The organism is Haladaptatus sp. R4 (genome assembly GCF_001625445.1).
Taxonomy (GTDB): domain Archaea; phylum Halobacteriota; class Halobacteria; order Halobacteriales; family Haladaptataceae; genus Haladaptatus.
The window spans coordinates 498,010-510,172 of record NZ_LWHG01000011.1; the positions used below are offsets into that span (position 1 = coordinate 498,010).

The window sequence follows — 12,163 nt, forward strand, 5'->3', positions numbered from 1 at the left end:
CGGCTGTGAGTGGGCGGTCGTTCCGTATCTCGACGCGTCGCATTTCGAGAGCGTGGAGGAGGCGACGCGGACGGCGCGGCGACTGGACGAACTCGCCGGCGCGGATGGAGGGCCACAGCACGTCGCTCTGTTATCACAACCACGACCACGAGTTCGTGGACGTCGGTGGGAAGACCGGGTTCGAGGTCTTTCTCGACGAGTCCGAACTCGAAATCGAACTCGACCTCGGGTGGACCGTGGCGGCGGGACGGGACCCGGTCGCGCTCATCGACTCGCTCGGGGATCGTACCCCGTTGGTTCACGTCAAGGACACACTCGACGGGGAACCCGTCGAACTCGGCGAGGGTGACGTCGATTTGTCCGCCTGCGTGAACGCGGCGCGGAACGCGGGGACCGATTGGCTCGTCTACGAACACGACGCGCCGAGCGACCCGCTGGCGTCGCTCGCTCACGGTGCGGAACATCTCCGGAAGTTGAACGAGTAGCGGGCCGATCATCAATCCGACCATCAATGGTGATGATTTTACACGCGAATTTGTGGTAGGATCGCAGGAGGGAACCCCCGTGACGACAGGTATTTGGGCGTTGGAGCGCCACACTGAGACGTATCCATGGCCACGCTCATGGACGGTACAATCACGCCCTCCCGGAGGGCAGTTCATCACTCATGGACGATACAGCGAAATACCTCATTCACGCAGACATTACCGCCGACGGGGTGGTAGAACGCAGTGATGTCGTCGGGGCGATTTTCGGGCAGACAGAGGGTTTGCTCGGAGACGACCTCGATCTACGCGACCTCCAACAGTCCTCGAAAGTCGGTCGAATCGACGTGCACGTCGAGAGCCAACACGGCCAGTCGTTCGGGACCATCACTATCGCCAGCAGCCTCGACAAGGTCGAGACGGCGATTTTAGCGGCGTCGCTCGAAACCATCGAGCGCGTCGGGCCGTGTCGCGCCAGCGTCAGCATTGCGAGCATCGAAGACGTGCGGGCGGCGAAACGACGCGAAGTCGTGGACCGTGCGAAAGACCTGCTGTCGTCGTCGTTCGACGACAGCGTCATGACGAGCCAGGAGATTCTGGACGAAGTCAGACAGAGCATCCGCGTCGAAGATATCACCGAATACGAAGGGTTCCCGGCCGGACCGAACGTCGTCGACAGCGACGCCATCATCGTCGTCGAAGGTCGATCCGACGTACTGACCTTGCTCCGTTACGGCGTGAAAAACGCCATCGCGGTGGAGGGGACGAACGTCCCGGACACCGTCGCCGACCTCACGCAGGCGCGGACGACCACGGCGTTTCTCGACGCCGACCGCGGCGGCGACCTGATCTTGAAGGAACTCGACCAGGTCGGCGACATCGACTACGTCGCCGTCGCGCCGACGGGAAAATCCGTCGAGGATCTCTCGCGCGACGAAGTGATGGCGTCCCTGCGAGGGAAGCGTCGGTTCGACCGCTTCGACGCGGACGAGACGGTGATGGCCGCAACCGACGGAAGCACGCTTCCCGCACCCGAAATAGACGAATCCTCGACCGTTCGACCGCTGAAATCGTCCACCGAAACGAACGCCTCGGAAGCGGACGCGACGTCCACGAGCGAATCGTCTACCGAAGAAACTGACACGACCGTCGAACCGACGGAAAGCGCTGAAACCGACGAAGACGCTGAAACGGACGGGACGGCCGAAACGACTGACGGGTCGGAAACGGGCGAGACGGCGGATTCCGAGACGGCGGATTCCGAGGTGGCCGACTCCGACCCGACCGATTCGGCCACGACGGACGAACCGACGACGCTTCGCGGTCATGTCGAAGCGGTCATCGACGACGGGGCGGCGACGGTTCGACTACTCGACGACGACTTCGGTATTCTGTCCGAAGCACCGTCCGACGAGACGTTCGCGGCCATCGAAGGGTCGGAGACGGTGCCACACGCCGTCGTGTTCGATGGCACGCTCAGCCAGCGGGTCCTCGACGTCGCCGCCCAGCGCGGCGTCGAACAGATAGTCTCCCGCGACGAAGGCGAGTTCGTCAAAAAACCGACGACGGTCCGTATCATCACGGCCGATCGGTTCCACGAGGAGTAGCGTTCCCTTTTCACTGGAGTTGGTTCTCGAACAGCAACCCGTCTCCACCGTCGGCGTAGTATTCCGATTCGCGCCCGACGAGTTCGAACCCCATCGACTCGTAGAGCGACCGAGCGCCCTCGTTTTCCTCGTGAACCGTGAGCGAGACGCGAGTACAACCGCGGTCACGGGCCGAATCGAGCACGGTTTGGAGAAGCCGTCTCGCCCGACCCTCCCTGCGGTGTATCGGTTCCACGACGAGTTCGGCGATGTACGCATCGGTGCCGACGAGGCAGAGGACGTAGCCGACTGGTTCGTCGTCAGCAGTCGAGACGAAGACGGAACCCGGTTCGGAAATCGTCGTTTCGAGGAGTTTCGGCGTCGGTTCGGAAAGCCACGACCGAACCTCCCGGAGTCGGGGAAGGTCGTCGGGCGTCGCCGGTCGGATCACGTCGCTAGGCCCACCGCCAACGCCAACCCGGCACCGATGAGTCCCCCGGCAAGCGTTGCGAGGAAGTTGACGCTCTGATTGCCGAGTCCCTCTCCCTCCACGGTCGCACCGAGGAGGCTATCCACCGTCATGCCGCCGATTCCGGCCAGCGCGATGACGCCGCCGCCGAGCGGACCGATGGAGCCGAAGAGGGAGACGGCGATGAGGGCGACGATACACGACCCGGTCGCTCCGGCCAGTTCGCCCTGCCACGTCACGCCGCCGTCGGTGCCGGGGTCGACCCGCCGCCACGTCGTGATGAGTCGGGGGTTGTCGAACACGCCGCCGATTTCGCTCGACAGGGTGTCGCTCATGGCGGCCGCGATACTTCCCGCGAACGCGTAGAGGAAGACGCTTTTCGTGACCGGCAGCCAGTCGCTGGCGGCGAACGCGAGTACCGCGACCAGCGCCACCGCGGCGTTGCCGAGGACGTTACCGCCGCCGCGAGCGCCTTCGTTGGCCTCCGCGACGCCGTTTTTACGTTTCTGTTCGTATTTGAACTTCGTGGACAGTCCCCCCAGCGCGAAGAAGGAGATGAGGACGGCGAACCACGGGTAGCCCCCGAGGACGATGGTGAGCAACGCGAGGAGGATGCCGGTGAGCATGCCGGTGACGGACGCCGTGTCGAGCGCCCACGAGACGTAGCCGAAGCCGACCGTGATGGCGATGGCGAGGATGATGTCCCACTTCGTCACCGTCATCGTGAGGTCGGTGAACAGCCACAGCAGGACCGCGACCGAAAACATCACTACCGGATCGTCCCGCTCGAAGAGCACCGAGCGGAGCAACCCCGCCAATAGCGCACCGCTCGCTGCGAGAAAAACCAGTTCCGGAACCTTCGGGCCGATTGGGTTCCCCTGAATACCCCGGACGATCATTTGCGCGAAAACAGCGGCGACGAAGCCGCCGGTGGTGAACCCGGCGGTCGCGGCGATGGTCGCGCTGCTCCGCGTTCGAACGACCTGTTCCGTGAGGTTCCCGTACGCGAGCAGACAGACCGCCGCGACGAAGACGCTCGTCGGCAACCCGACGAGCATGACGAGCATGGCGAGCGCGGCAGTTGCAAAGGAGAACGCGGCCAATCCGCGCAGGCGTCCCTCGTTCCGGTCGCTCGGCCGCGCGAAGAGGTCGAACAACGTCCCTTCGTCGAGGACGAGCGCGACTGCACCGATTGCGGCGAACAACGCCGCTACGGCCGCCACCAGCACCGACGCGGCGAGCGAGAGCGTCGCAACCCCTGCGAACGCCGCCGCCCGCCGAATGCTCGAAGTCACGAGTTTCGTTTTCGCGGAGGGCCACTTAATATTCTCGAAGGAAGCGAACGGCGCGGGGCGTGACGTTTATGCGTCGATGGTGGTTACTCCGTTCCAGTGGGACTCTACGACCAGTACCTCACGGCCCGCGTTCGCCGTCAGAACGCCGACCCGCCGAGCGATATCGCCGTCGTCATCACGGAACGCGACTTGCTGGAACAAGGCGCGTACGAAACGCTCGAATCGTTCCTCCAGTGGGCGTTCGACTACGGCGCGGAACGCATCACGGTCTACGTGAGCGTGCTGGATTCCGGCGCAGTACCGACCCTTCAACGCGAACTCGAAAACGTCCGCGCACCGCGAGAAATCGCCGTCCGCGGCCCCGAAGACCTCACCCCCGCCGACGCGCCGATCCAAGTGAGCATCGGCCTCGGCGGCAAACACGAATTCGCGGAAGCAGTGCGTGCGGTCGCGGAGGACGTGGAGGCCGGGACGGTCTCGGCCGACGAGGTCGGCGAGGAGGAGATCGAATCCCGATTGGTGTTCCCGGCCGACCCCGACCTCGTCATCAAAACCGGCGCGGAACGCCTTTCGGACTTCATGATCTGGCAGTCGGTGTACTCCGAACTGTACTTCACCGACGTGAACTGGCGCGACTTCCGCAAGCGTGACTACCTGCGGGCGATTCTGGATTACAAGAACCGACAGCGGCGGTTCGGCCGGTAGGAATCCCGGTTTTGCGAAGCGTTCCGACTCACATCCCGAGAACGGTTTTTCGAACGACGATATCCGAAATCTTTTGTTCTCTATTTAACATAATCGCCTATGGACGACACACGAGCAAGACGACTCGCGCGGTATCTGTCGGTATTGTTGGTTCTGCTCGGCGCGGTCTTCGTCGGGTTCAGCGTCCTCACCGACGATAGTGTGGACATCGTTCTCGGCGTCGTCGTCGTCCTCTCCGGCGTCATTTCCCTTCGGTTCTTCCGGGTTGCCGACTCCGATATCGAGTTCGATCTCACCGAGTTCCCCTCGTTCGTCGTGAACGTCTTCCAGTTGGTACTGGTGCTCGTGGTCTTCGTACTTCTCGCCTACTTGATAGACGATCTGGAGAACGTCGTCCGACTGTTCGACACCGGAGTCCCATCGTTGACGTTCGTCGCCGTCGTTGGAATCCTCATCGGCCTCGTGCTCGGCGGGGCCGTTCCCGTTCTCATGCAACGAATCGACGCTATCGGGAAGGAGATGAGCGATTCCCGTTCCGCTCGAACCGTCGGCTTCTCGTTCACGTTCGGGACGTTCGTTCTCTTACTCGTTCTGCAACCCGCCGCGAGCACGCTGTATGGCATCGCGTACACCGTGAGCCGAATCGGCGTTCTCGTCGGGACGTACGCCCTGCCACGATTGTAACCGCCGATTCGTGTTCGTCCCGGTGTCGTGTTCGGATTCGTGAACGAACCGTTCCCACGGTAGGCACCGTGTGACTCCGCGGCGCATCACGCTTCGACTTCGAAGGGACCGATTACTCCCTGAAACGCGGTTGTAGACTTCCTCTACCCCCGCAACCGTGAAATAGCGCACCGCTGTGACTCCGACTGGGATGGGAACGCCGAGCGACAGGACTACGAGACGGTCGTACCTCCGAGCGGCCGGTGTCGCCCTCGCGGCGACGATTGCGGGATGTGACACGAACTCCGGGCGGAGCAAGGAGTCGGTCGTCGGTCCATATCGCGACCGGTTCGAGGAAGTCGTCGACGTCGGTTCGTTGGACGTGGACGACACGGGTACCGAACCCGTCGATGCGGCGGTCAGTCGGGCGCTACGGGACGGAAGATTGCTTTACTTCCCGCCCGGAACATACCGACTTTCGAACCTCGATTGCTCCCGTCACTCGAACTGTGGACTCGTCGGAAACGACGCCACGTTCCGCGTTCCGTCGGGGAACCAGGGGAACTGGCTGTACGGTGAACCGGTTCGGAACTTCGTGCTCGACGGGTTCACCTTCGACTACACGAAGCCCGATGCCTCCCCGGTCGTCGCGTTCTCGGTCGCCGGTTCCCGGAACGTCCTGCGAAACCTTCGGTTCGAGGGTGACCACGGAACGTCCTCCCGGAGCGGTCTCGAACTGGAGGTGCCCGAGCGGTCGGCGTCCCTGCTCGTCGAACGGGTTCACATGCGAGGTGGATCACGGGGCGGAAACGCGATTTTCACGCACACGGGAGAGGGTTCGCTACGGTTCGTCGATTGTCAGGTCGAACACTGGACCGAAGGCCTCTACGCGTCCCCCCACTCCGGCCCGCTGCTCGTTCGGGGCGGGACGTACGCGAACAACGGCATCGACCAGATACGCATCGGTGGGGGAACGAGCGGTGCGCGCGTCGAAAACGCGACCGTCCGAATCGATAACCCGCGGAATCCGGAGGCGAAACCGAACATGCGCGGGATTTGGATGGAGGAGGGAACGAACGCGGAAATCGACAACTGTACCGTCGAGATTACGGACTTGAGTGGAACGTACAGTTCCGGCGGTGTCGTCGTGGGAAAGCAGTTCGGCACCGCACGAATCACGAACACCACGATTCAGACCAACTACAGCGTCCCGGCCGTCAACGTCCGCTCTCCGGCCACCGAATACGACCCGGCCACGATGCCGAGCATGCAAGCACTGCCATCGAACCACGGCGTCGCCTGTGAGAACCTCTCGATTTACGGCGCGGCCCCGGACGGAACCGCCATTCTGCTCACTGGACGGGACGGCTGTCGGTTTTCGGGGGTTTCCGTCCAACACCACTTCGGCAGTCGGGACGGAATCACGATAGAGAACGGCCGACGGACGACGCTCAACGACGTTCGTTTCCGCGTGAGCGGCACGCCGATAGTGGCCGACTCGACGCCGATAACGAGGAACGTCGAGACGGGCGGAATCGGATCGCTCTCGAAGTTGGGCGATTCATTGCTCGATACCCTGTAACGGTGTCCGAATCGAAAAACGGGTCGTCAGAAATCGTCCGTCTACTCTGTCGTTCGTCGCTCTTCCCCGCTCTCGATCTCCTCCATCGAAACGCTGTCGGGAACGTACTCCTTGAACTTCCGGAGGACCGAGCGCGCTTCGTCCAGTTCGACACCGCCGACGGCGCGCACGAGCGCGAGCGCGCGCTGGACTTTCGCCTGCCGGAACGACTGTTCGCGGGATTCGTACGTTCGGACCGCGCGCAGGAAGTCGATCTTCGAGAATTCGGGCCAGTACGGCGTACAGAAGAAGACGGCCGCCTCGTTACCGTTGGCGTGCCACGGGAGGAAGTTGCTGGTTCGCTCGTCCCCGCCGGTTCGGATGATGAGGTCAACGTCGCGGAGCGGACGGTCGTAGAGTCTGGACTCGATGGTTTCGACGGAGATGTCGTCGGGGTCGAGGGTCCCCGATTCGACTTCGTGGGCCACGTCGCGGGCCGCACGAAGGAGTTCGTTCCGGCCGCCGTACGCCAGCGCGATGTTGAGGACGAAGTTGTCGTACTCTCCGGTTCGTCGCTCGGCGTAGTCGATGGCCTCCCTGACGCGCTCGGGGAGTCGTGGAACGTCTCCGATGGCGCGGATGCAGACGCCGCTGTCGTGAACGCGCTCGGCGTCGGCGAACTCGTACAGTTTGTCCTCAAGCAGGTCGAACAAGGACTCGTTCTCCTGTTCGGGCCGCTCGAAGTTCTCGGTGGAGAACGTGTACAGCGTCAGTTCCTCGACACCGATGTCGTCACACCAGTCGAGGACGCGCTCGGTCGTCTTCGCCCCTTCTCGATGACCGTCCGACGCCTCGTCGCCCTGCTTGCTGGCGTAGCGCCTGTTGCCGTCCTGAATGACCGCCACGTGCGTCGGCGCACCGGAAACGCTGCGTTGTAACTGCCGTTCGTACGCCGTTTCCAACTGTCGCCGAAGCCGCGTCAACATCGTCTTGTTCGTTTCCACTCACCCGACGGGTATCAGCCTTGTCCTCTTGGGGTCGTGCGGGCTGTTCACTCATCTCATTGGCAGTTGCATAGCTTTTTAAGTATGGAATTACTTTGGTAAAACGCAATGGCGAAAGGTACGGTTGACTTCTTCAACGACACCGGTGGCTACGGCTTTATCGACACAGAGGACTCTGACGAAGACGTTTTCTTCCACATGGAAGACGTCGGTGGCCCTGACCTCGAAGAGGGGCAAGAAGTCGAATTCGACATCGAACAGGCTGACAAAGGACCGCGCGCGACGAACGTCCAGCGCCTGTAAACGGCATCAGTAGTAACTGATTCTCGCGGGAGTTGACGCTGCCGCGCGAAAACAACGATTTTTGAGCCACGGTGACAACCGTAGGCCGTATAACCCGGGACGCGTATCCGTGAATATGGACAGTGCCATCGACGATGACCTGTATCAGCGGACACTGAAACTGCTCGAACCCGGAGAGATACAACTCAACGGGGCTATCGTTCACACCGACCTCGGTAGCGACGAGGACATCGAGATGCACCAAGCGTCGGTGGATATCGGTGACGTCATCGCGGAACACGCGGGTCACGACCCGCGCGACACCTACGTCTACTCCGGGACCGACGACACGGACTTCGCGTCGAACCAGCACCAAGGGCTCACCCTCGACGGCGAGGAGTTCGTCTGGGAGTGCCAACAACTGCTTCGGAACGGCACGTTCGATATGGTGTTCTACTACGAGGCGAGCGCCGACCAGGAGGCGATCCTGGCGGGCATCCGCAACCTCGGTTTCGAAGTCACGGGCGTCGAAGGGTAGATATTCGTGCCGACTTAGAAGGCTTTACGTACGTTCCTTTCTAATCACGTGATAAGACCGTCGGAGTGTTTCGTATGAACTGTGTATCTTCTATTCACCGGGGGCAGAACCAGTGACACCGAGTACCGGCGTCATCTCTGGTATCCGCATCTCCCACGACCGGGCCAGCCTCGATGACGTGGCGGCTGCCTGCCACGACGACCAGCAGGACACCGTCGCTGCGCTCGCCGCGCAATCCGAGGTATCGGAGGCGTTCGTGTTGCAGACGTGCAACCGATTCGAGGCGTACGTCGTCACCGGCGCACCGGCGACGGGCCGAGCGGTGCTCGCCGATTTCGTTCCCGGGGTGAACGAGATGGCCGTCGAGATGAGCCACGAGGAGAGCCTTCGACACCTCCTCCGCGTCGCCGCGGGATTGGAATCGCTCGTCCTCGGCGAGGACCAGATCATCGGGCAGGTGCGCGACGCCTACACCTCGGCACAGACCATCGGTGCGGTCGGCCCGACGTTGGAGGAGGCGCTGACGAAGGCGCTTCACGTCGGCGAACGCGCCCGGACCGAGACGGCGATCAACGAAGGGGTCGTCTCGGTCGGCAGTGCCGCCGTGGCGCTCGCAACCGACCAGTCGGGATTGGACGACGCGACCGCTCTCGTCGTCGGCGCGGGCGAGATGGGGACCATTGCGGCCCACGCCTTCGCCGATTCGGACGTCGAGACGCTCATCGTCGCCAACCGCTCGATCGAACGCGCCGAAACCGTTGCCGAAGCCGTGAACCTGACAGATACCCGCGCCGTCGGATTGGACGCGCTCCCGGCCTGCCTGTCGCACGCGGACGTCGTCGTCACCGCGACCGGAAGCGACGGACACGTCCTCGACGCGACCCTGCTCGACGACTGTGGCGAGACCTTGGTCGTGGACATCGCCCAACCACGTGACGTGTCCCCGGCCGTCTCGGCACTCGACGGAATCACCGTCCACGATATGCAGGCGCTCGAATCCGTGACGGACGAGACCCGCGCGCGACGACGCGCCGCCGCCGAATCGGTCGAGGCGATGGTTGACCGTGAGTTCGAGAACCTGCTCGAACAGTACAAACGAAAGCGGGCCGACGAGGTCATCGCCGGGATGTACGAGGGTGCAGAACGGGTCAAGGAGCGCGAACTGCAGACCGCGCTCTCGCGCCTCGAAGCCAAAGGATTGGACGAGGAGCAACGGGCCATCGTGGAATCGATGGCCGACGCGCTGATCTCCCAGATGCTCGCACCCCCAACGAAAAGCCTCCGCGACGCCGCCGCGAACGACGACTGGACGACCATCAACACCGCGCTCCAACTGTTCGACCCCGAGTTCCGCGACGAAGCGCCCGCGTTCGTCACCGAACACCTCGAATCGACGGCCGACGACTGAAGTATCGCGGGTTTTCACAGCCGCCGGAAACGCACAGAGGATTTTTTCTCTCGAATCAGCAGGCGACACAACCGCCGGAAACGGCCGGTGACACAACCACTAGAATCGGCCGACTACACAACCGCTAATCACTAGCATCTCTCCGGAAAATCTCCGATTTTCCGGGCCGACGAACCCCCGAAGTGGGGTGAGGAAGGCTTTTGGTCCAGATTTTGCCAGGGAGCGCGGCGACGCCGCGCTCCCGCAGCAAAAGGTGGGCGAGTGGCTTTATTTACACCCCTGCCGTGAGGCGACGTATGGCAAGCTTGCTCTCGGATGACGAGGTGGAGAATCGAAAACCGAGCGACTGGGAGCGTGACGGTGACGAAATCGTTCGCACCTACGAGTTCGACGACTACTTGGACGGCGTCGCGTTCGCATCCGAAGTCGGGGAGGTCGCCGAGGAGGAGTTCCATCATCCCGAGATGATAATCGGCTACAAGGAAGTCGAGGTTCGGTTGACCAGCCACGAGGAGGGTGGAATTACGGATCAAGACGTCGAGATGGCCGAGCGCTTCGACGACCTGCGTTGATGGACGCGCGTTACGTGTTCGCGGTTCGGTTCCGCCTCGAACCGGACGTTTCTGGAGTCTCGCTCGAACCCCAAGAGTTCGAAACGCGGCTCTTTCGTCGTGCCGACCCGCCCGGTGAGGACGGGTGGCGGTTCTTCCGGGACAACCTCTGGCGGGGGGACGTCGGCGACGAACGCTACTTCAGGAAGTTGACGAGCGAGGCGCTCGGCGTCCCCGTGACGAGCGTCGAGTACCGCGCCTTCGAAACCGACGAGGAGTACTACGACGCGCTAAAGGCGGAAATCGCGGCGGATTTGGCGACGTTCAAGGCGGATTCGGTGTCGGAAGTGATATCGAAATACCTCGGGAGTTCGGTCGAAGTCGAACGCTAATCGACAGACCCTTTCCCGCGACGGACCGACCACCGACCATGAGCACGATTCGGGTCGTCTGGGGAACCGCGAGCGGACCGACGAAGATGTCGTCGTACGACGCCGCACTGGCCGAAGCCAACGTCCACAACTACAATCTCGTCTCGGTGTCGTCGGTCATCCCCGCCGACACGCCGGTCGAAGCGGTCGGAACCGCGCCCGACCTCGGCCCTGCCGGAAACCGTCTGACCGTCGTGGAAGCGCGGGCGACGCGCCCGGGTCCGGGTCACGTCTCCGCCGGACTCGGATGGAGCGAAAGCGACGGTGCAGGACTGTTCTACGAGGCGTCCGGCGACACCGACGCGACGGAAATCGAGGAACGGGTCCGCGCCGGATTGGAAGCGGGCCGTGCCCTGCGCGACTGGGAGTTCTCCAACGAGACGACGAAGGTCGTCACCGCGGACGCCGAATCGGGGACGTACGTCACCGCCGTCGTTCTCGCGGTGTACGGACGGAGCGAGCCGATTTGTTAGTTTCCGGGGGCGACGGGTTTATACCGTGCTCTAACTTATCAGAGGGTAGTTGACCGCATGAATGGAAATACTCCCTACGCTGGCATTCCCGACGTGACGCAGGCCGGACAGCGTGCGTCCGTGGATGTCGAAGAACTCACTCCAAAACAGCGCCGCCTTCTGCGGGACAGCGTCTCCGATATCGCCACTTTGACCCGTAAATATCTCCCCGAAGAGTACATCATCGGCTCGCAGGTGACGAACAGTATGACCGGGCCGCAGGCGTCGGTGTCGGTGCAACCGCCCGTCGGTCACATCGTCAGCGCCGGGTTCGAACCGGAACGAGACGAACTCGACGACGAAGAACTCATCGGCGAGGAAGAACGCGACGAAGTCGCTCGCGGCCTCGCGGCCAGTGCCGCGCTGCAAGTGAAACAGGCCATCGAGGACCAAGTCACACCGACCGCCCGCTAGGCGGCCGGTTGAACATCGCGTCGCCGAGCACGAGCGCCGACACGATTCCTGCAGCAGTTATTCCTGCGTGAGACGGAACCGGAAGGAGGACTTCAGCGACCGCTCCGACGAGCAACACGACCGGCAAGGCGAACAGAACGATGTCGTAGTACGAAATCGACCAGCGAGCGATACGACTCTGGAACTTTTCCTGTATACTCACTATGCATCCCTCCGGGAGAGTGTATTACTGCCGAAAACTAAAACGTAACTCTTTGGA

General features: G+C 62.6%; 16 protein-coding genes. 12 read left to right on the forward strand and 4 right to left on the reverse strand.

Features of this window, described 5'->3' with window-relative positions; genetic code table 11:
- Positions 1-104: 104 nt before the first annotated feature.
- Positions 105-485, forward strand: coding sequence for a sugar phosphate isomerase/epimerase (locus A4G99_RS27010; protein ID WP_223301739.1), 381 nt, complete (start codon positions 105-107; stop codon positions 483-485).
- Between the two features lie 182 nt (positions 486-667).
- Positions 668-2,092: a DNA primase DnaG gene (gene dnaG, locus A4G99_RS06170; RefSeq protein WP_066140778.1), complete on the forward strand. Its 1,425-nt coding sequence runs from the start codon at positions 668-670 to the stop codon at positions 2,090-2,092.
- Positions 2,093-2,102: 10 nt separating this feature from the next.
- Here the strand turns inward: dnaG and A4G99_RS06175 are convergent, their stop codons facing one another.
- Together A4G99_RS06175 and A4G99_RS06180 are read right to left on the reverse strand one after the other, a co-directional pair.
- The gene (locus A4G99_RS06175; protein ID WP_066140782.1) at positions 2,103-2,522 is read right to left on the reverse strand and encodes an N-acetyltransferase; all 420 of its coding nucleotides are present in this window, start codon (positions 2,520-2,522) and stop codon (positions 2,103-2,105) included.
- On the reverse strand, positions 2,519-3,835 hold the full coding sequence (locus tag A4G99_RS06180; protein ID WP_066140785.1) for a DUF92 domain-containing protein: 1,317 nt from the start codon (positions 3,833-3,835) through the stop codon (positions 2,519-2,521). Before A4G99_RS06180 ends, A4G99_RS06175 begins: the two co-directional genes overlap by 4 nt.
- Positions 3,836-3,931: 96 nt before the next feature.
- On the opposite strand from A4G99_RS06180, the gene A4G99_RS06185 reads away from it, so the two are divergent.
- From A4G99_RS06185 to A4G99_RS06195, 3 genes are all read left to right on the forward strand, one after another.
- The gene (locus A4G99_RS06185; protein ID WP_066140788.1) at positions 3,932-4,540 is read left to right on the forward strand and encodes an undecaprenyl diphosphate synthase family protein; all 609 of its coding nucleotides are present in this window, start codon (positions 3,932-3,934) and stop codon (positions 4,538-4,540) included.
- 99 nt (positions 4,541-4,639) lie between these two features.
- The gene (locus A4G99_RS06190) at positions 4,640-5,224 is read left to right on the forward strand and encodes a hypothetical protein (protein WP_066140791.1); all 585 of its coding nucleotides are present in this window, start codon (positions 4,640-4,642) and stop codon (positions 5,222-5,224) included.
- Between the two features lie 175 nt (positions 5,225-5,399).
- Entirely contained in the window at positions 5,400-6,785 is a 1,386-nt protein-coding gene (locus A4G99_RS06195; RefSeq protein ID WP_223301740.1) for a hypothetical protein, read from the forward strand.
- 41 nt (positions 6,786-6,826) lie between these two features.
- On the opposite strand, the gene uppS is transcribed toward A4G99_RS06195, so the two are convergent.
- The gene (gene uppS / locus A4G99_RS06200; RefSeq protein WP_066142381.1) at positions 6,827-7,750 is read right to left on the reverse strand and encodes a polyprenyl diphosphate synthase; all 924 of its coding nucleotides are present in this window, start codon (positions 7,748-7,750) and stop codon (positions 6,827-6,829) included.
- Between the two features lie 126 nt (positions 7,751-7,876).
- Here uppS and A4G99_RS06205 point away from each other — a divergent pair, with 126 nt between their 5' ends.
- The 7 genes from A4G99_RS06205 (at position 7,877) to A4G99_RS06235 (ending at position 11,904) form a co-directional block, all read left to right on the forward strand.
- On the forward strand, positions 7,877-8,071 hold the full coding sequence (locus tag A4G99_RS06205) for a cold-shock protein (RefSeq protein WP_007976778.1): 195 nt from the start codon (positions 7,877-7,879) through the stop codon (positions 8,069-8,071).
- A 115-nt stretch (positions 8,072-8,186) separates the two neighbouring features.
- On the forward strand, positions 8,187-8,588 hold the full coding sequence (locus tag A4G99_RS06210) for a DUF5778 family protein (protein WP_066140797.1): 402 nt from the start codon (positions 8,187-8,189) through the stop codon (positions 8,586-8,588).
- A gap of 112 nt (positions 8,589-8,700) precedes the next feature.
- On the forward strand, positions 8,701-9,996 hold the full coding sequence (gene hemA, locus A4G99_RS06215; RefSeq protein ID WP_190303703.1) for a glutamyl-tRNA reductase: 1,296 nt from the start codon (positions 8,701-8,703) through the stop codon (positions 9,994-9,996).
- 296 nt (positions 9,997-10,292) lie between these two features.
- Entirely contained in the window at positions 10,293-10,568 is a 276-nt protein-coding gene (locus A4G99_RS06220) for a 4a-hydroxytetrahydrobiopterin dehydratase (protein ID WP_066140800.1), read from the forward strand.
- On the forward strand, positions 10,568-10,939 hold the full coding sequence (gene lwrS, locus A4G99_RS06225; RefSeq protein ID WP_066140803.1) for an LWR-salt protein: 372 nt from the start codon (positions 10,568-10,570) through the stop codon (positions 10,937-10,939). Before A4G99_RS06220 ends, lwrS begins: the two co-directional genes overlap by 1 nt.
- A gap of 38 nt (positions 10,940-10,977) precedes the next feature.
- Positions 10,978-11,451 (forward strand): pyruvoyl-dependent arginine decarboxylase, encoded by a 474-nt coding sequence (locus A4G99_RS06230; protein WP_066140806.1) that lies wholly within the window; start codon positions 10,978-10,980, stop codon positions 11,449-11,451.
- A 57-nt stretch (positions 11,452-11,508) separates the two neighbouring features.
- Positions 11,509-11,904: a DUF5811 family protein gene (locus tag A4G99_RS06235; RefSeq protein ID WP_066140809.1), complete on the forward strand. Its 396-nt coding sequence runs from the start codon at positions 11,509-11,511 to the stop codon at positions 11,902-11,904.
- Here the strand turns inward: A4G99_RS06235 and A4G99_RS06240 are convergent.
- Positions 11,885-12,106, reverse strand: coding sequence for a hypothetical protein (locus A4G99_RS06240; protein ID WP_223301741.1), 222 nt, complete (start codon positions 12,104-12,106; stop codon positions 11,885-11,887). The two genes, A4G99_RS06235 and A4G99_RS06240, sit on opposite strands and share 20 nt — an antisense overlap.
- Positions 12,107-12,163: the final 57 nt, after the last annotated feature.